The sequence below is a fragment of the Halobellus sp. MBLA0158 genome (assembly GCF_041477585.1).
GTDB lineage: Archaea > Halobacteriota > Halobacteria > Halobacteriales > Haloferacaceae > Haloquadratum > Haloquadratum rubicundus.
In genome coordinates this window covers 2,797,687-2,816,020 of record NZ_JBGNYA010000001.1, presented here as the reverse complement: position 1 = coordinate 2,816,020, position 18,334 = coordinate 2,797,687, and the positions used below count along the sequence as shown (strand labels likewise).

Here is an 18,334-nt window from a genome sequence, read left to right as displayed (position 1 = left end):
CCATCCTTTTGCACCGCCGCGGCGACACCTTTCTGTGGTCTCGATAACGCCGGCGATCCTGGTCGTCTTCCTCGTGGTCGTCTGCGCGCTCGTGCTCTTCGTGACCGAGCCCGTCCCGGTCGACGTCACCGCGATCGGGGTGATGGTCGCGCTCCTCCTGATCCAGCCCGCGTCGGCGTCGCTCGTCGGCGTCGGACTGCTGGCGGAGCCGATCGTCCTCTTTCCGGACTACCCGGCGGACGCGCTCTCGGGCTTTTCGAGCGCCGCGACCCTGACCGTCCTGGCGATGTTCATCCTCAGCGATGGTGTCCAGCGGACGGGCGTGATCCAGCGGCTCGGCGCCCGGATCGCCGCCTTCACCGAGGGGTCGCTCGACCGGCAACTGGGGGCGACGATCGGCGTCGTCGCGCCCATCTCCGGCTTCATCAACAACACCGCCGCGGTCGCGATCCTGCTTCCGATGGTGACAGACTTGGCCGAGCGCGGCGGCACGTCGCCGTCGAAGCTCCTCCTTCCGCTCTCGTATGCCTCGATGTTCGGCGGGATGCTCACGCTGATCGGCACCTCGACCAACATTCTCGCGTCGGATCTGTCGGGGCGACTGCTCGGCCGCACCTTCACGATGTTCGAGTTCACCCAGCTCGGAATCGTCGTCTCGATCGTCGGCGCGGCGTACCTGCTGACGGTCGGGCGCTGGCTGACGCCCGAGCGGATCCGGGCCCGGGGGGACCTCACCGAGGAGTTCGAGATGGCCGAGTACCTCACCGAGGTCGTCGTCCGCGAGGACTCCCCGCTCGTGGGCCAGCAAGTCCAGCGAGCGCTCGTCGAGACCGACTTCGACGTCGACCTGATCCAGCTGATCCGCGAGGGCGAGGTCTTCTTGGAGCCGCTCGGACCGAAGCAGATCCAGGCCGGCGACGTGTTCGCGCTCCGGACCGACCGCGACACGCTCGTGGAGCTCTTGGACGTGGAGGGGCTCGACGTCGTGCCGACCGCGGTCGACGAGGACGAACTCGAAGCGGGCGAGTCGCGACAGAACCTCGTCGAGGTCGTCGTCGCGCCGGGCTCGTCGCTCGTCGACGAGTCGCTCGTCTCGGCCAGTTTCCGGCAGCGGTACAACGCGACGGTGCTCGCGCTCCGGCGCGGCCAGGAACTCATCCGCCGGCGGATGGACGACGTCCGGCTCCGCGTCGGCGACACGCTCCTGGTGCAGGCCACCGCCGACAGCATCGAGCGCCTCGACGCTAACCGCGACTTCATCGTGGCCCAGGAGATCGAAAAACACGATTACCGAGAGTCGAAGACGCCGATCGCGGTGGGCATCGTCGTCGCGGTCGTCGGCCTCGCGGCGCTGAACGTCCTCCCGATCGTAGTCTCGGCGCTCGCCGGCGCGCTCGCGATGGTGGCGACCCGGTGTCTCCGTCCGCAGGAGCTCTACGAGGCCGTCCAATGGGACGTGGTGTTCCTGCTCGCGGGCGTGATTCCGCTCGGGATCGCCCTCGAAACGTCCGGCGGCGCGGCGCTGTTGGCCGACGTGGTCGTCGCCAGCGGCGACGTCCTCCCGCTCGTCGGCGTGCTCGCGGTGTTCTATCTCCTCACGGCGGTCCTGACGAACGTCATCTCCAACAACGCCAGCGTCGTCTTGATGATCCCGGTCGCGATCGAGGCGGCCCAGTCGCTCGGCGCGAACGCCTTTTCGTTCGTGCTGGCGGTCACCTTCGCGGCCTCGACGGCGTTTATGACGCCCGTCGGCTACCAGACGAACCTCTTCGTCTACGGTCCCGGCGGCTACCGCTTCAGCGACTACATCCGCGTCGGCGGCCCCTTGCAGTTGGTGTTCGCCGCGGTGACGACCGTCGGCATCGTCGCCATCTGGGGGCTCTGACCCGCGGTCGCGGTCGCAGCCGCGGCCGAACGAAATCCTTTACTCGGTGACGGTTGGAGGGAGACGTGCGGGACCGTGGGTTAGCCTGGTATACTTCGGGCCTTGGGTGCCCGTGACCCCGGTTCGAATCCGGGCGGTCCCATCCGAATCTTCACTCGCTCGAAATTCGCACGACCACGACGCTTTATAGCGATTTCTTCGCGCATTTCGGGATCTCATTCCACCCATACTTTACTCGCGCCCCGACGCCGTCAGGCGCTTCACCCTATATTTGACTCGGAAGCCGGATATAGTTACTCGTGTACTGTATCTCCCACACTCATTCCCTGAGAGCCTCGTATCTGCGAGAGTCCGAATTTTCCATCGCCTCCGATAGGTCAGAATCCTCTCTACGGCTCATATTTGCCGTGAGAGCGATTTGGTTCCTAAGAGCTAAAGGAAGCATCTGATTCAGAATTATCTCTGCTTATACCGCAATTCCTTCGCACTCAGTATTCGCGGCCGGACTTAGACAACAGAGAACAGAGAACAGGTGATTTAATCCAATTGCTGTCCTTCAGGCGGAGTCCTTCTCCTCATAAGCTCTAATATAAGTTTCATTGATTTAATATATATCAGCCACAAACTTGGATCGTGGCAATGACTGAACTCACTACGGCTACGATAGATTGGTCCGGAACAGACGAACCGATTGCTCTCACTAATATTCACATTCTCACAGCTATGGCCGAAATGGATCCGAACGAATCTAAAGGTGAAAGAAGCAGATACGTCAAATTCGGAGGATTTGAATATCCTCTAAAATACACTGTCGGCCGCGCTATTGCGCACGCAACTGGCGAGGAGCGGAGAGACTTTCACTCTGATCGGGGTGAAGAATTACTCGAACAACTCGGATTTGAGACCGTGAAAAAATCGCAGGAGTGACTGAATCATAGCAAATAAGATTCTAAAACTAATTCGACAGACATCAATAGAGATCTACTAGCACTACGACTCTCGTGAGAGAATCTCTCGTCCCTCTTTAGTGAGGTACCACTCTTGATAGTCGTTTGTGATAAGCCCTTTATTGTGGAGTTCAGACTTCAGATCCCAAACTTCCTCTCGTTCATCGTTCCATCCCTCACCGTAATCAGGCGAGACCTCAAATCGGGACTCCGGCAACTCCGTAAGCTCATTATGAATTTCACGGACGGGAATTCGACGATGTTGTCGTAACACTCTGAGGATATTCCATTGCTCATCCGTGATTTCGTCCTCGGTCATATCGAACTATTAGATAACCAACTGATAAAAAGATGAAATCAACTGCTTATCGGCAAACCTGAGATACATTGTTCCCCTCAACCACCCCGATCATTATCCAATATCTGGACTCAAATCCTCAGCATCAAGATCACCACTAAGATACTCCTCACCCGAGTTGGTTATTCGATAGACACCATTTCCGAGATGCTGAACCATTCCATAATCCGCTAACTTCCGACATCGCTCACCGATATACTGACGAGAGAATCGAACATCACCGCTATCAGCCATCTTCTTCGGCGTGCTTGTTTCGGTGGTGGAAAGATATTCGAGGATTCGCTCGTCGGCGATAGTCATCCAGTCGGCGGAATACCGCATCTACTGCAACTGGATTATCCGACAGAAAGCCGACTTCGGAAAAATGGATTGGGCTACCTAAGAAGCTATAGAAGCGAGGGAAAGCTACATCTTCTATGAACTAGATAGAAATCTGATATGGGGTTCTGGAATAGCATCAAAGAGAAATTCGACGAAGCTGATCGACGAACAGAGGAATGGATCGAAAGCAAACTCGATTTTGACGAAGAGCGACTTCAGACACTTGTTGAGAGCGCACAAGGAGAATCAGTAACTCGGGATGCGTTCCTGATAGTCCTTGATGGGTTCGTTGCTCCTATCAACCTATTAGACGATGAGGAACAACCTCACTACTTTCTCAATGGCTCAACCGTTGATGTGGAAGGACAGGGCGCAGGATCAGAGAGTATCGTCGGCTGGGATCGTGATCGCCGGATCGGGGGTGCATATACGATTCTCACTTCTCAACGAATCCTGGTTATAGCAAACCACGCTCGCGGATATGACGAACATACCATTCCCTATGATATCGTCACAGCAGTCAATTTGAATAGAGGAATGGTGGGCATTCGACTCTCTATTCAAACGAAGAGCGCAACCTATCACTGTTCTGCAACCAAAACCAAGAATAAGTATGGATCTGAGGAGGTAGAGAGTGCAGTCGATTATCTCCGCAAGAAACGGCAACAAACTACTGAAGAAGATTCAGATGATGCTCTTGACCAGATTACCCGACTCAAGTCGCTCTACGATGATGGCGCAATTACGGAAGAAGAATTCCAAGAAAAGAAACAATCACTACTTGATGATATCTAATCGCAGGTTGAGTCCGTGTTTAGCAAAATCGCCGCCGGCCAGTAACGCGGTATCTGGTATATAATTCTGATCGACCCAGGCACGAACAACACCTGGGGAAGGCCACATTCCCATTCCGACCTCTCTATCCGGTCAGAATTAATTCTAAGCGGGCTGACATTGGCTCTAAGCAATCCGAGGGGGGATGGCAGAGGAAAGCATCATCTTCTCGGGAGAGATTTCTCTCACTAGCATTCACGGCGATTCAGAGATTCGGGCCTATATCGCCCCTATCTCTTGGAGATCCTGAAAGATGCGGGCCGAAATCCGTCGTGAAGTAGCGAGCATCGGATTAAATCCATCATCTAATCGGAGACCTTCCTGCTGAACATACTGAACCGCTCGATCAAAGCGGATGATACGTAGAGGAATTTCTCGCGCTACTGCTCCCGGATCTTCAGTAGCTCGTTCTCGAATCAGACTCTCCATCTGATCGATGAATTCAGCTATCTCGCCCTCAGCACGCTCATCAATCTTTTCCAGAGAACAATGTACTCCGTGTGACTTTCGGTTCACATTCCCTTCGGGCGCACCACCACCGCTATTCCCGACTGCATTGGTGTTTCCAATTGGAGCCCCGCCACCTGGATTACCGACTGCATTATCATTCCCGACTGGAGCGCCGACATTCGACGTTCTTTCTTCATTCACTGACATTATTGAGTTTGAGTTTGAAATTCAAGCCTGATAGAATTTCCTGAAAATTAACTACTTTCGGAGTACTTTCATATTCCGCCCATCTGAGGAAACCGACACTTGATGGGATCCTATCCCCAATATTCTAACAGGTTTGCCATATCCAGAAAACTACAAAGACATCGCAGCGCACGAGGATTCGATTCAAAAAGCACGTGATGTGAAAGATGATCTCGAACTAACTTGGAGCCAATTTCTTGAACAAGGGGCGGACGAACTCGCATCAAATACCGAATAGCATTATGAATGGGAAGAGTGCTGGGGGCGAGCGCCCAACTCGGAACCCCCGACGCTTCAATCGAGACGGGCCGAAGGAGGTGACCCTTCGACGTGAGCAAATCGGAGCCTCATTCCAATAACCGTACCGGAGCGGAGAGCGACACTAAGAGTCGTATAGAACAACGACTGTACGAAGCAGGGGTGCGCGTCAAGCGGAGTGTTAGCGCAATTGACGGGACCAAGAAGCCTCAGAAAGAGGGCCATTCCGACCTCTCGAATCAAACATTCCCTGGTCTTGTTGACGAGAACTACACCGTTCACGGTGGCGACGGATTAGTTATCCTCGATATCGACGTACCTATAGACGATCTCCCTGAATGGATCAAAGATCTGCCATCAACATTCGTCGTTGAAAGTGCCCACGGTGGATATCATTTCTACTACATCGTTGAGGATGACGAGGAGATCTCGAACACCGATCTCTGGTGGGGAAGTGTCCGTTACGGCTGGTATGCGCTCGGACCAGGCTCAACTATCGATCACGCGAACTGCGACGAAGGCAAAGAAAACTGCCCAGGTACGGGAATCGGGGAGTATACTATTGACACGGACAAGGCGATGGCGACACTCTCCGGGGATTCCTTCGAAGACCTCCAAGAGGCTTGCACCAGTGACGGGGATCAAGAGGTCCCCAATCATAATCTCATTGCTGCACCGGATTCCGAACTTGTTGATCGAGGAGAACTCGCCCTGCACACTCTGCAAGAGATTTCGACCCCCGCTTTCAACGCTATTATGGATTTCCTGCAGGGAGGAACTGCCGATTTTGAGGGAGAGGATCTTTTCAAAGAGAATGGCCAAATCGACAGGAATACGCACGATGCTATCGCGCTCTCGCTTCTCTATGGAACACTCCGAGACTACTGCGACTACGATCACGATGAGTCAATCAGTATTGCAACTGGAACCTATACACACTACTGCCGTGAGCACCAGTGGACCAAAGATGGACAGAAACGACGCTGGCTTTACGAAAATGAGAGCTATCGAAGCTACATCATCACATACGCCCTCAACTCCTTCGATCCAGAGCGATTCAAACAGCTAGTCGAGAAGAAAAGTACAGGAAATCGCCGCGAGAACAACGAATACGCTGTACTGACCTACGACGCCATCTGGACTGCACTCAATGATTTGCTCCCCAATAATCCCCCCCTCCTGTCTAATGATATGGACCCGCGGAATTCGCAGACGGAGTCGGAGATATCCGAGGGTCGCATACCCGACGAATTGCCTGCGATTCACGAACAGTACCCGGGCAAGCAGGAAGTCATCGATAGAGCGTACGAACACGACGATGGATACAATACACGGAGAAGCTACGAGGAGGCCTTCCGACGGCTTCAAGCAATCTATGGTGATGTGAAGGCTGCCCGAATCGGTAACACGTGGGTATACTATCCTGCCGATTGGCCGGATCCGCCGAATGCTAACTATGTGCTGCAGTACGGCCAAAGATACGATCCCGAAGAAGCCGATGGGATCAACTCGTGGACCGACGAACCAGAATTAAGCGACGTAGAGTAATTTACCAATCGGAATCCGCTGCGCTGTCGTGATCAAGCCCGCTCAACTCTTCGGGAGGATTTTCTTCACTTGGGGCCCGTTCTTGATCAACGGAGGCAGGCTCTTTGTTTAGCCGAATTTTGAACGTATTGGCTTTTGTCGGCGAGAAGTCCCTCTTCCCCTCATACGCGTATTCATAATATTCTGATTCATTCAGGAAGAGTGCCCCGTGAGTATCGCAATTCCCGCAGATTATCGCATAGTTTGGCGGGTCAGCTGGCTCTACCTTAGCAACGTAGGTATTGGTTCTCCCATTCGGCCATTCGTGATCTTTGCATCGGCAGAGCATACCATATCACGTGAATTGACATCCAAGAAGATGGCGCTGGGCGACGAGAGTCGATAAATACCGGCTATGAGAGAAGTGGAAATCAGCATTTAGAGGGTCTAAAATTCATTGTGTTTGAGTTGAATGGGGTGTATATGGACTTCGCGGGGAGCCTGAATTTAACCCTCGCTTGGAGGAAGACGAAGCGAGATTATAGCCACTATATGAATTCATTCATCAGTAGCCCGTATATTATCCGTGTTTTAGAGCATAAGAAGGAGGATTGGCTTGAAGATCTACGAGAAACTCTTGAATGTGGTGAATTTGATCCACGCTCCCCACGAATAATTGATGTCCCAAAAAGGGACTACCATCTTCGCCCTGCTAGCGTACTACATCCTGAAGATTTGGTTGTATATTCAGCTTTGATATTAGAAGTCTTTGATGAATTGCGTTCTTCAATTGAATGGTCGGCTGGAGAATGTCGCTATTCGCATATACTTCGAGAGGATATTGAAGATAGCAATCAATGGGATGAATTTGAGAAGCCCTATTGGAAAGAAATGCAAGAAAAGAAAATAGATCTTGCAGAAGAGAACGAATATGTATTGGAAACGGATGTGTCTGGATTTTATGAAAATATCGATATTGAGAGGGTCACATCAATTTTCAAACAATTCACTGATCGGCAAGACGTTGGAAACGAAATTAGGCATTTAATCCGGCCTTGGGCAGACCCACGTAAGCGGGGTGTCCCACAGGGCTATGGCCCCTCAGATATACTTGCAGAAATTTATCTGGATGGGGTAGACAGACGGCTCAAGAATAACGGATTTGATCACGTCCGATACAACGATGACTTTGTTATATTCTGTGACTCCCGGGATGCAGCAATTGAAGCGCAGAACCTTCTGGAGCGTGAATTCAGAATACGAGGCCTGAATATGAAATCAGGAAAGACGGAAATTATGCCATCAATAGATGCTCTTCAGGCCTATGCCGAGCCGGAGGCGACCTTTGAGCAAATAAAAGAAGAACTGGGGGATCAAGAGGCAGATGACTCCGATGAGGTAGAAGATACTGAGACTACGGATCGATCACTTGCCGAAGCTGCTGCAGAGTATGCACGCACGGTAAGTGGTGGTACAATTCCTTACGGTACCGAGTCGGAGGATCGTGAAACAGTTTCTGATGGGGGTCTACCACCTGAAGAGGATGATTCGGCGGAAACTGCTGACGATTCAGATGATGAAATAACTGAAGAGCAGCGGGAATATTTGCAAGAAGCATATTCACGCCACATCCAAGATAAAGAATTCAAAGATGTTGACACTCATATTTTTAGATATATAATTAACCGATTAGGAAAAGCAGAAGATACGATTGCGATTGATTATTGTATTGATTATATCAAAGATGGTCAGGCAGATGTTCGAAGGATCTTATATAACTATTTCAAATATCTTCCCAATAAGGATGAGGTCGCGGCAAGGATGGCATCAGCGGTTGCTAATCAGGAATTGAGATACAATTATCACAATTTCCTGATACTTAGGTGGCTCTTTGAGGAAGAATTCAATTCAACGGAAGTTATTCATTGTGCGCGTCAAGTGATCGGGAGAAGAAATGAATTGGTTGAAAGTCGAGAATATGCTACTGCTATACTCTCTGAGTATGGTGATTATTCTGATTGGGAACGTATTGAGGTACTCTATGGAGAGGCCGAGCGAGAGCTTACTAAGGCTGTAATTGCGTATTCATTAAGACAATATGAGTTGGGAAGACGGAAGCAGTTCTATGATCACATAGAGGGTAATTATGAACTGGTAGATATGGCGATCAAAACTGGTGACTCACACACCACCTAACTTTCTTAGAATATGGATTTTGAGCTCTTAGCCACGGTAATAAGATGATGCGGAGAGGGATTTCGTGACCGGACACAAAAGAGAGATTAGATATTGTTAAGATATCCTCGTCTCTGCTCGACCTTCACCTCTTCATCGCGCTTGTCATAATGCTTGTCCAGAACGTCCTGCCCCACATTCATTCGATCAGAAACAACCTTCTCGGGCACATCTTCGGTCAGGAAGTGAGTGATTGATCCCCGGCGGATAGCGTGAGTTGATACATTCACCGGACATCTACAGTAGTCTGGGTAAGTGGTAGCCTCGCAGTCGTCAGGATCGCGTCCCTTCGGGCAATCTTCCCCATAGTAGCAGGGGCGAGTAACCCGATAGACCGCATCTCTGATATTCGTCTTATTGAGTCGGCTGTTTCTCGTCGTGATTAGGGGTTCCCGCCCATATTCGTCCTCTACGTCGTGGCGATGGTATTCGATCCAATCTTCGATGACACGACAAACATCTGCATCAAGAGCAACCATTCGCTCGCCCTCGGAGCCGTTTTTCAGTCGCGTCCCTGAATCAGGTCGATGGTGGAACTCCAGCCGTTCAGCCTCCGGATCGTAGTCATCCACGTCTAGAGAATGAAGCGCTCCGAGGCGAATCCCGGTATGCCACAAGATTTCGATGATAACGTGGGATCGAGAAGCGTACTCAAATTTCCGCTGGTATTCGAGGAGCATCTCTGCTTCATCGGTCGTGAGGATATCCTCAGATTGCTGATCGCCTCTATTGAGATTCGGCATCAGCGCTTTGAATTTCTGGTGAAGATCCTGTTCAACTGCGTCGATGGATTCGCACCAACGGATGAAAACCCGAAGCGCATCGAGTTGGCCATCCAAGGTCACCGGCTTCAAATCGCCGTCGTCTCTCCGCCAAGTCTTGTACCGCTGTAGATCTCGACCGGAGAGGTCGTTCATATTCTCGATTCCCTCGACTTCCTCACACCACCGAATGAAATGCTTCAGTCGGTAGTGATAGCTGTCGAGAGAGGATTGTGATAGTTCGTGCTCTCTCGCGTTCAGGTACATCTCCTTCGCCTCAGCAGGCGAAATGGGTTCGAGTTCTTCGCTCATAGCTTTCTCCGAAGCGCCCATTAGCGCCCGCGAGAGCCAGTATAAGCCGAATAGATCCCGTGACCCCGGTTCGAATCCGGGCGGTCCCATCCGCACTACTCCGTTCTTCGTGATGCGTCCAGCACGTATTCGGTGAAGTTGTCGAACAGCCGCGTCGCCTCGCGAGCGGCCGCGTAGTTCGCCGGCGTGATCCCGTCGAGCACGGATCGGATCCGCTCGTCGGGCAGTTGGTCGTCCTTCCGACGCGTCACGCGCTCGGCCATCTCCGGATCGTACTCCGGATGGAACTGGACGCCGAAGACGCGGCCGCGACGGAAGCCGTGAATCCCGTAGTCGTTTCTCGCGAACACCGTCGCGCCCGGCGGGGCCTCGACGACCCGATCGGAGTGGGAGGTGAACACCGTGAACGTCTCGTCGAGGCCGTCGAGCAGGCGGTTCTCGCCGTCCTGCTCGACGGTCCGATAGCCGAGTTCGTACTCGTCCATCGATGCCACGCGGCCCCCGAGGACGTCCGCGAGCAGCTGGTGGCCGTAGCAGACGCCGAGCGTCGGGACGCCGGCCTCGACGGCGTCGCCGATCCACGCCTTCAGCCGGCCGATCCACTCGCGGTCCCAGTAGACCGACGCCCACGACCCCGTGATGACGACGCCGTCGTAGCGGAGGCTCTCGGGGAGCTCTCCCGACGGGGCGTGAAACGCCGTCAGGTCGGCGTCCAACACCCGCCGGAAATTCCGCCGCGTCGGTTCCGCGAGCTGCGCGGCGTTCAGGAGCGCGATCCGCGGGCGGTCGCCCTGCGGCTCGCTCGGCCGTCGCTCCTCGATACTCGTCCCCTCGGTCGCCGAGTCGTCGGCGCCGCCGCTGGTGTGCCGGTCGTTCCCCTTTTCGTCTCCGTTCGGATCTCCGTCCGCGTCCGCGCGCATCGTCTCTCGGTCTCGGTCGCCGATCTCAGTCCGCATTGATCGCGCTCCGTCGGAATGCGTCGCGTTCGAGTCGCTCGGCGGATTCCAGCCGGAGTTCCCGCGCCGCCGCGTCCGACAGCTCCCGACCTCGATCCACCTCTTGCGTGAGGGGATCGTAGGCATTGACGTCGAAGCCCATCCGGTCGAGATACCGCCGAAGTGACTCCGAGGCGAGGCCCTTCTCGATCGCGTCGTCGACGTGGGAGAGCACGGTCGCGAACTCCGGGAGGACGACCGCCTCGTCGGACACCTCGCCCCGCTGGCCCTCGATCCGCACCTCCGCGTCGCGGACGGTCGCCGAGATCGCGGCCAGTCGGTCCGCCAGCCGGAGCACCTGGGACGGCAGCGCCGTGTCGGGCGAGCGCCACTCCACGGTGCCGAACCGGGCTCGAAGTTGCACCGGCGTCCACACCGCGCTCTCCGGCGAGAAGTTCGCCTCGACCGTCTGCCGGTCGATTCCGGCCGCCAGCGCCTCCGCGACGAACTCCTCGTACCGCCGTTCGAGCCGCCGATCCCACTGGTCGGTGTCGTCGAGGTACCGCCACAGGCGGCCCTGGTGGGACATCGTCGCGTACGCGCGCCGACGGTACAGTTCCGAGCGCGCCCCCGCAGTCACCCGGCGGCCGCCGACGTACGGCGAGGAGTTCACGAGCGCCAGCGCGGGGTCGAGCGCGACGAACGCGTTCGCCTGATCGACCGCACAGCCGGGCTGCTGTTCCACGTGGATGTGGGTCCCCGCGCAGTGTCGCACGTGCTCGAAGTCCTCGCCGACGACTTCGTTTTGGACGCTGGTGCGCTCGCTGTCCAGCTCTGTGATCTCCTCGCGGGCGGCCGGCGTCGCCAGCGGGACGAGCCGCTTTCCGCGCTCCTCGGCCAGCCGGAGCACCTCGCGGATCCGTTCGAGCAACTCCGCTCTGAGGGCCGCCGCCGACTCGCAGGGCGTGGTCTTGATCTCCAAGAGCGGCTCGACGAACTCCCGCTCGGCGCCCGTCGCGGACGCGAGATCGCCGGGCTCGGTCAACCGCCCCGTCTCGTCGACGACCCAGTACTCGACTTCGATGCTCCGCCGGATCGGCGCTGATTCGGTGGCTGACATAGTAGACCTCGGCCCGTCACCCAGCGAATCTCGGATGCCGTTCCCGGGCGGCCCGACCAGTCCGGCACCGCTGTGCTCCAGATATGGCACGGAGTAGCATACTATACCACACTGTTTCGTATACTTCGATGTAAATGTTTTGAGCGAAATTTACCACTGTTCGTTTCTATCTGGGGGTGAAAGAAAAACGAACATCTTATATACTGCGGTATTCGACGAAATTCACAATATCTGTTCCGGGAGAGACGCCGCCGGCCTCAGTACGGCGGTAGCGGTACCGTTCCGCCGTGTTCGCGCCGTTCGACCTCGGTCGCGAGCTTCCGCATAAACGGGTGGACGGTGTTCGCCATAAACATCACCGGCTGCCCCGTCGCGAGCAGCGCGTCGAGCACGTCTTCCGGGTCGGTCGCGTCGGTGTCGTGCCGCGTCGCCGGGACGTCGACGCGGCGGGCGAACACCTCCGTGTACGCGCCGCCGACGTGGACCCGATCGATGAGGTCGCGGTCCGCGAGGATGTTGATGTACTGGACGAACGACGCCGTCCGGCCGCGGCGGTCCCGCCGGAGGAAGACGAACGGACAGACGAGCTCCGCGTCGTCGCCCGTGCCGGCGAGCTGCCGGCGGAACAGCTCGGTGCTCTCGATCTCGTTCACCTTCGCGGCGTTGAACACCCGTCCCCCCGGCAGCTCGGTCCACTCGGGCTGGATGTCTTCGAGCATCGCGTCCAGCTCCGCGTCCGGGATCGGCGGCTCGTCGAGGTAGTCGAGCACGTGATTCAGCGCGTGGATCGTCTCCGCGCCCGTGAGGCTCCGGTGGCGGTCCGGCACGGACACCTGTTCGATGGTCCCGCCGCGGGCCTCGATCTCGTCTTCGAGGTAGTCGTGGATGACACCGTGCTGCTCGCCGCTGATGACGTGACACCCCTCCGGGACCGACCGCGCGAACGAGCGCGCGATGGTCTGGCGGCGCTTGCCGAGCGTGTCGTTGTGGTCTTGGCGGACGTTGCAGAACAGCAGGACGTCGGGCTTGAGGAACTGCTCGTTCACCATCCGCATCGTGTACTCGGTGATCGCCTGATTCTCCATAATCACGGCGTCCTTCGGGTGCGTCTGAGTCAGCTGCGGCAGGAACTCCCTGACGAGGTGGAGGTTCTCGTACAGCGTCACCCGCGGGCCGCGACGCTGGATCGGGATCTGTCGCCCGTTGTGGAACGAGGTCGGGTGATCGCCGGTGATCTTCGTGTAGGTGTCGTAGCCGCGGTCGCTGAGGAGCGCCCCCAGACGCTTCGCCGTCGAGGACTTGCCCCGGATGCCGGAGACGCTGATGCGGACGTCCGCGTCGGCCAGCAGTTCGCGGTGGGCCCCACCTCGCCCGAAGAACGACCGGATCCGTTCGAGCGGGCCAGCCCCGCCGACAGAGCGGCCGCCGTAGGTGAGGGTCCCGTCGAAGGGGAACATCAGCCCTCACCCCCCGAGAGCACCGACGCCGAGAGGACGTCCTCGTCGTCCGGTTCGGGAACGGAGAGGGTGTAGGCGACCAGGAGACACCCGAGGATCACGACGGCCCCGACGGCGACGTGGACGAGCGAGAACGTCTGGAAGAGCCCCCGACGGAACGGCTCGACGGCGGTCCGCAGGAGCAGCGCCATCCCGAGGAACACCGCCCCGGCCAGGAACGGCTGGATCCGGCGCTCGTAGGGGGGCGTCGCGTGGACCGCGTAGGCGTCGACGCCGGCGATGACGCCGACGAAGAGCGCGGAGAAGCCGCGGATGATGGGCAACTGCGTCGTGAAAAGCAGCGCCGCCAGGCATCCGACCGCACAGCCGATGTTGATGAGCACGCGACCGTACAGCAGCGTCGCCCGGTGTACGAGGTGCATCGCCAGGAGCGAGACGACGAACGAGAGCACGAAGAGGACGAGGAGCCACCGCGAGACGAGCGCGAAAAGCGCCAGGAGCGCCATCGAGATGATGCCGATCCGGACGCCGAACTGCCGGCGGACGAATTCGGCCATCGCCGCCCCGAGGACGAACAGGGCGATGACGCCCCGCCGCTCGATGATGTTCGGCGCGAGGTAGCCCTCGACCACGACCCCGTTGAGCACGGCGACGTCGGACGTCTTCGCGAACAGGACCAGCGGCGTCAGGTCGGCGACGTGCCGCGCCGTCCAGGGTCGGATCACGAGCCAGCCGAGGAGGACGAGGCCGACCACGAGGGCCGACAGGTACGCGAGGTCCTGCCGCCGGTACTCCGGTTTCGTCTGGGAGACGTTGAACGCCGCCAGCCCGGGGAGGATGCTGCCGGCGAACACGAGGGGGTGGACCTCGACGAACCCCGGCGACACCCACGCGATCACGAGGAACCCGGCCACGGGGATGAGCGCGCCCGCTCCGATGGCGATGAGAAACTCGTCGCGACCGTAAGCCAGCGTCCGCTCTTTGGCCTGCCACAGCACGAGGTAGGCGACCGCCGTGCTGAAGAGGAAGATCGGCAGCGTCTCGAAGTCCTTGAGCGCGTAGACGACGAGCGTCGGCACCAGTATCGCCCCGCCGAGCCGGAGCCCCTTCGTCTGCGTGACGGCGGCGGCCAGCACGAACCCGAGCACCGAGAGGATCGTCGCGACGATCACGGACGTGTCGTCTCTCACCCGGAGCATAAATGAACCGGTGGTCGGGGGCTTACGGCCGCCTCACGTGGGCCGCGGCGCGGTCGACCACCCACTTGATCTTTGGGGGAATCCGGGCGCGCGGCGAACACCCTCGCGGCGCTTAGTGACCGCCGCGCCCAACGCCGATCCGTATGTCGACGCAATCGGAGACCGCGACCGCGACCGAATCGCTCCCCGGCAGTTGGCAGGCGGGCGTCCTCGGCGGCGTCGTCGGCGCCGCCGCGATGGGCGCGCTGATCCTCGCGATGAACCCCCCGACGCTCGCCGTGGCGATCCCCTCGCTGTACGCGCTGGCCCCGCCGGCGAACCCCGCGGCCGGGCTGGTCGTCCACCTCTCCCACGGGGCCGTCCTCGGCGTCGCCTTCGCCGGCGGGGCCGGAGCGCTCGCGCTCGACTCGCCGGGGCGGCTCGTCGCCGCCGGCGTCGGCTGGGGCGTCGTCACGTGGGCCGTCCTCGCGGCGGTCCTGATGCCGGTGTGGCTCGGCGCCGTCGGCTCGCCGGCCTCGCCGCCGTTCCCCAACTTCGCGCCGCCGTCGCTCCTGTGGCACGTCGTCTACGGCGCCGTCCTCGGCGGCGTCTACGCCGCCGCGCGGGATCGGCTCTGACGGTCCCTCGACCTACCGGAAGACCGACTGCGAGTCGTCGCCGCGGTCGGTCATCGCCTCGATCTTCTCGCGGCTCACCGCATCTAACTCCGTCGCCGCGGCCTCGACCCACGCGGCGAACGCGGCCGCGAGCCTGTCGCGGACCGTCGCCTCCGGGACGGGCGTGTAGACGTACACGTGGCCGCCCTGCCTGAGGAGCCGCCGCTCGCGCTCGACGACGCCGATCTCGACGAGGTCGGCGAGGTGCCGCGCCACCACGCTCCGGTCGACGCCGACCCGCTCTGCGAGCTCGGCGACGGTCGCGTCGCCGTCTTCCATCACGCACAGACAGAGCTCCAGTTCCGTCTCCGAGATGCCGAAGACGGTCTCCAGGAGGGCATCGAGGGTCGGCTCCGCGACCGCGGCGTCGACGTCGGCGTCGAGGGGCTCCATCGCTCCGTCGCAACACGTGACGTCTGCCGATCCGATCGCGAGGGCGTCGCAGGCGGGACATCGGACCAGCGCCGGCGGATCGGTTCGCGCCATACCCTCCGTGTGACTACCGCTCACAAAGGTGCGTCGCGGCTTCCCGCGCCGCCGCACAACCCCGCTACAATTTCTCGATGCGACGCGCCTGCTCGACCCGTCGCTGGGCCTGTTCGACGCGGTTCGCGGCCGCGTTCGCCAGCGTCTCCGGGACCGCGTCGCTCGCGTCGTCGATCCGCTCGACGGCCCGTTCGAGGGCGTCCGCGACGGCCCGGAGCTGGCGGTTCGTCCCGGCGCGGTCGCCCGCCTGTGCCCGTTCGACCGCCCGGGTCGCGGCCTCGACGACGGCGGCGAACGCCCGAACGAGCCCGCGGAGGGCGTTCGCCGCGCCGTCGAGGGTCACCTCGCCGTCGAAGAGCGCCTCCAGTTCGTCGGCCGTCTCGGTCGCGATCGACGCGAGGAACGACGCGAGCGAGGCCTTCCCCGTCTCGGGCTCGTCGATGCGGATGCGCTCGTCGCCTTCGGGGTCCGGATCGGGATTGACGCGGAACGCGCCGATCGCGCCCGCGGTATCGCGGACCTCGGCCGTGTACGCGCCGCCGCGGTGGACGTAGACCGCGTCCGACCCAGACAGCGGCGACTCGTAGAGCCGCCCGGCAAAGTCGTCCTCGACCGCGAGCGCGGTCAGGTCGGCGTCGGTGCCCTCCGCGTCGACTTCGAGCTTCCGGGCGTCCTCCCGCGCGACGAGCGGGACCTCGCCGGCGACGCCTCCGGCGGTGACGCGTCGGCCGGGATCGGTGGACGGCTCGCCGGCCCCGTCGTCTCCTTCCGTCGTGGTCGTCGCCGACGCGTCGGCAGGCGTCGCAGTCGCCGTCTCGGTGCCCGATTCGGTCGTCTCTGTTTCGGTGCCCGCTTCGGTCGTCGCTGTCTCGGTTCCGGCCCCGCTCTCGGTCCCGACGCCGACCCGCTCGCTGTACGGGGCGAACCCGGGGCCGTTCACGGTGAGCCGGTGGTCGCCCGCGGGGACGTCGTCGACGACGGCGACGCCCAGGAAGGTCGGCACCGCTTCGGGGTCGCTCTCTAGGAGCGCGACGGCCTCGACGGTCGTCGGCCGGGTCGTGAGCCCCTCGCCGTCGGGCGCGTCGTCGCTGCTGATCGTCTCCGCGACGCGGGAGACGACGGTGTTCACCGGCGCGGCGTCGCCGATGGCGTCGTACCGCTCGGCGAGCGCGGCCCGGTGGGTGGGATCGGTGATGTCGGCGGCGGGGTTCTCGTAGCGCGACTGCGTCCAGGGGACGCCGGCGGTGGTGATGTGGCTCGCGACGGCGTCCTCGACGGCCTCGGGCACGTCGAACTCGAAGCTCAGTTGCGGCCCCGTGAACGCCGTGATGTGTTCGAGCTCGCTCGTCGGCACGAGATCGTAGGCGTAGGCGTCGGCGTCCCTCTCGGGCGCCTCCCGGTCCCCGTGGTAGAGCACCGCGCCCGTCTCGCGCTCGGGGAGGTCCGTCGGCGGGGACGACAGCGACTCGAAGGAGCGCACCGTCAGGTCCTCGGGGACGAGCGACTCCCGGTCGACGTTCGGCAGGCGGTCGTGTTCGTACACCGGCTCGCCCTCGTACTCGGGGACGAGATACGGGAGACGCGCGCCCTCGTCGCGGGGAAGTCCGTACGCCAGCGGCAGCTCCGCGACGTCCTCGACCGTCCCGATGGCGGAGTTCGTGATGTCCGCGAGCAGGTCCGCGCCCGGGAGCCGCTGGAACTGGTCGGGCTCGTCGTTCACCGAGAGAGCGCTGGAGTGCGAGCCCAGTTCCGAGAGGATCCGCGGGCCGATCGCCGGATCCGGATCGAGGAACTCGTTGTTCGGCACCTTCCGCGAGTGCGAGCTGGCGACGTAGAGCTGCGGGTCGCCGGTGTCGGTGTCGACGAAGACGTGCAGGACCTCCCAGTCGTGCCAGTGGAAGTTCGTGGTGAACTGATCGAACGCGGCGTAGCACCAGAACTGCACGACTGCGAGGGGGGAGTCCGCGTACTCGACGGCGTTGTAGAAGAGGGTCCGGTTCGGCGGCTCGCCCGCGGACGCGTACCGCTCGTGGTAGCCGTCGAGCGCGTCGAAGCCGTCGACGACGACGCCCTCGTCGGACTCGCTCGCGTACGGGCGGGGATCAGTCGGGAACCATCGCTCGCCGGCGTCGAAGTACAGCGTCGGCGCGAAGCGCTCGGCGAGAGAGCGCGCGGTCTCCTCGTCGGCAGCGGTCGTTCCGCCGTCTCCTTCCCGCTGGGCGAACGAACAGCCGGCGACCGAGGCGGTCCCCGCGCCGGCGAGCGCGGCGAGCAGCGTGCGACGGCGGAGCGACGGGTGGTCGTCGGTCACAGGTCTGAATTCTGTCTCTGGTGCGGCGCGAGTCGC

16 protein-coding genes and 1 tRNA gene are annotated in these 18,334 nt (G+C 59.9%); 7 read left to right on the top strand and 10 right to left on the bottom strand.

Features of this window, described 5'->3' with window-relative positions; translation table 11 throughout:
* Positions 1-34 precede the first annotated feature (34 nt).
* The 3 genes from OS889_RS14290 (at position 35) to OS889_RS14280 (ending at position 2,812) form a co-directional block, all read left to right on the top strand.
* Positions 35-1,885 carry an SLC13 family permease gene (locus tag OS889_RS14290; RefSeq protein WP_372390881.1) on the top strand — a complete coding sequence of 617 codons (1,851 nt, stop codon included), beginning with the start codon at positions 35-37 and terminating at the stop codon, positions 1,883-1,885.
* A gap of 69 nt (positions 1,886-1,954) precedes the next feature.
* Positions 1,955-2,027, top strand: a tRNA-Pro gene (locus tag OS889_RS14285).
* Positions 2,028-2,524: 497 nt separating this feature from the next.
* Positions 2,525-2,812, top strand: coding sequence for a hypothetical protein (locus OS889_RS14280; RefSeq protein ID WP_372390879.1), 288 nt, complete (start codon positions 2,525-2,527; stop codon positions 2,810-2,812).
* Positions 2,813-2,875: 63 nt separating this feature from the next.
* On the opposite strand, the gene OS889_RS14275 is transcribed toward OS889_RS14280, so the two are convergent.
* Both OS889_RS14275 and OS889_RS14270 read right to left on the bottom strand, forming a co-directional pair.
* The gene (locus OS889_RS14275; protein WP_372390877.1) at positions 2,876-3,151 is read right to left on the bottom strand and encodes a hypothetical protein; all 276 of its coding nucleotides are present in this window, start codon (positions 3,149-3,151) and stop codon (positions 2,876-2,878) included.
* A gap of 93 nt (positions 3,152-3,244) precedes the next feature.
* Positions 3,245-3,511: a winged helix-turn-helix domain-containing protein gene (locus OS889_RS14270; RefSeq protein ID WP_372390876.1), complete on the bottom strand. Its 267-nt coding sequence runs from the start codon at positions 3,509-3,511 to the stop codon at positions 3,245-3,247.
* A 117-nt stretch (positions 3,512-3,628) separates the two neighbouring features.
* Here OS889_RS14270 and OS889_RS14265 point away from each other — a divergent pair, with 117 nt between their 5' ends.
* Complete coding sequence (locus OS889_RS14265) at positions 3,629-4,306, top strand: SHOCT domain-containing protein (protein ID WP_372390874.1); 678 nt, start codon at positions 3,629-3,631, stop codon at positions 4,304-4,306.
* A gap of 258 nt (positions 4,307-4,564) precedes the next feature.
* Here the strand turns inward: OS889_RS14265 and OS889_RS14260 are convergent, their stop codons facing one another.
* Positions 4,565-5,002 (bottom strand): hypothetical protein, encoded by a 438-nt coding sequence (locus OS889_RS14260; protein ID WP_372390872.1) that lies wholly within the window; start codon positions 5,000-5,002, stop codon positions 4,565-4,567.
* A gap of 369 nt (positions 5,003-5,371) precedes the next feature.
* Between OS889_RS14260 and OS889_RS14255 the strand changes: the two genes are divergently transcribed.
* Positions 5,372-6,847, top strand: coding sequence for a bifunctional DNA primase/polymerase (locus tag OS889_RS14255; protein ID WP_372390869.1), 1,476 nt, complete (start codon positions 5,372-5,374; stop codon positions 6,845-6,847).
* Between the two features lie 462 nt (positions 6,848-7,309).
* Positions 7,310-9,022, top strand: coding sequence for an RNA-directed DNA polymerase (locus OS889_RS14250; protein WP_372390867.1), 1,713 nt, complete (start codon positions 7,310-7,312; stop codon positions 9,020-9,022).
* Positions 9,023-9,108: 86 nt separating this feature from the next.
* On the opposite strand, the gene OS889_RS14245 is transcribed toward OS889_RS14250, so the two are convergent.
* The 5 genes from OS889_RS14245 to OS889_RS14225 form a co-directional block, all read right to left on the bottom strand.
* On the bottom strand, positions 9,109-10,134 hold the full coding sequence (locus OS889_RS14245; RefSeq protein ID WP_372390865.1) for a tyrosine-type recombinase/integrase: 1,026 nt from the start codon (positions 10,132-10,134) through the stop codon (positions 9,109-9,111).
* 95 nt (positions 10,135-10,229) lie between these two features.
* The gene (locus tag OS889_RS14240; protein ID WP_372390863.1) at positions 10,230-11,090 is read right to left on the bottom strand and encodes a type 1 glutamine amidotransferase; all 861 of its coding nucleotides are present in this window, start codon (positions 11,088-11,090) and stop codon (positions 10,230-10,232) included.
* Positions 11,080-12,189, bottom strand: coding sequence for a glutamate-cysteine ligase family protein (locus OS889_RS14235; protein WP_372390861.1), 1,110 nt, complete (start codon positions 12,187-12,189; stop codon positions 11,080-11,082). The genes OS889_RS14240 and OS889_RS14235 overlap by 11 nt, the downstream gene beginning before the upstream one ends.
* 257 nt (positions 12,190-12,446) lie before the next feature.
* Positions 12,447-13,646: a Mur ligase gene (locus OS889_RS14230; RefSeq protein WP_372390859.1), complete on the bottom strand. Its 1,200-nt coding sequence runs from the start codon at positions 13,644-13,646 to the stop codon at positions 12,447-12,449.
* Positions 13,646-14,818, bottom strand: coding sequence for a poly-gamma-glutamate biosynthesis protein PgsC/CapC (locus OS889_RS14225; RefSeq protein WP_372390857.1), 1,173 nt, complete (start codon positions 14,816-14,818; stop codon positions 13,646-13,648). Before OS889_RS14225 ends, OS889_RS14230 begins: the two co-directional genes overlap by 1 nt.
* 170 nt (positions 14,819-14,988) lie before the next feature.
* Between OS889_RS14225 and OS889_RS14220 the strand changes: the two genes are divergently transcribed.
* Entirely contained in the window at positions 14,989-15,462 is a 474-nt protein-coding gene (locus OS889_RS14220) for a DUF6789 family protein (RefSeq protein ID WP_372390854.1), read from the top strand.
* A gap of 12 nt (positions 15,463-15,474) precedes the next feature.
* Here OS889_RS14220 and OS889_RS14215 read toward each other — a convergent pair whose 3' ends face one another.
* Positions 15,475-15,987 (bottom strand): helix-turn-helix domain-containing protein, encoded by a 513-nt coding sequence (locus OS889_RS14215; RefSeq protein WP_372390852.1) that lies wholly within the window; start codon positions 15,985-15,987, stop codon positions 15,475-15,477.
* A 64-nt stretch (positions 15,988-16,051) separates the two neighbouring features.
* A complete protein-coding gene (locus OS889_RS14210; protein ID WP_372390850.1) occupies positions 16,052-18,298 on the bottom strand; it encodes a hypothetical protein in 2,247 nt (748 codons plus the stop codon).
* Positions 18,299-18,334 lie beyond the last annotated feature (36 nt).

Coding starts and splice junctions, on each gene's coding strand:
- OS889_RS14280 (WP_372390879.1), top strand. CDS start 2,525: ATGACTGAACTCACTACGGCTACGATAGATTGGTCCGGAACAGACGAA.
- OS889_RS14275 (WP_372390877.1), bottom strand. CDS start 3,151: ATGACCGAGGACGAAATCACGGATGAGCAATGGAATATCCTCAGAGTG.
- OS889_RS14270 (WP_372390876.1), bottom strand. CDS start 3,511: ATGCGGTATTCCGCCGACTGGATGACTATCGCCGACGAGCGAATCCTC.
- OS889_RS14265 (WP_372390874.1), top strand. CDS start 3,629: ATGGGGTTCTGGAATAGCATCAAAGAGAAATTCGACGAAGCTGATCGA.
- OS889_RS14260 (WP_372390872.1), bottom strand. CDS start 5,002: ATGTCAGTGAATGAAGAAAGAACGTCGAATGTCGGCGCTCCAGTCGGG.
- OS889_RS14250 (WP_372390867.1), top strand. CDS start 7,310: ATGGACTTCGCGGGGAGCCTGAATTTAACCCTCGCTTGGAGGAAGACG.
- OS889_RS14245 (WP_372390865.1), bottom strand. CDS start 10,134: ATGAGCGAAGAACTCGAACCCATTTCGCCTGCTGAGGCGAAGGAGATG.
- OS889_RS14240 (WP_372390863.1), bottom strand. CDS start 11,090: ATGCGGACTGAGATCGGCGACCGAGACCGAGAGACGATGCGCGCGGAC.
- OS889_RS14235 (WP_372390861.1), bottom strand. CDS start 12,189: ATGTCAGCCACCGAATCAGCGCCGATCCGGCGGAGCATCGAAGTCGAG.
- OS889_RS14230 (WP_372390859.1), bottom strand. CDS start 13,646: ATGTTCCCCTTCGACGGGACCCTCACCTACGGCGGCCGCTCTGTCGGC.
- OS889_RS14220 (WP_372390854.1), top strand. CDS start 14,989: ATGTCGACGCAATCGGAGACCGCGACCGCGACCGAATCGCTCCCCGGC.
- OS889_RS14215 (WP_372390852.1), bottom strand. CDS start 15,987: ATGGCGCGAACCGATCCGCCGGCGCTGGTCCGATGTCCCGCCTGCGAC.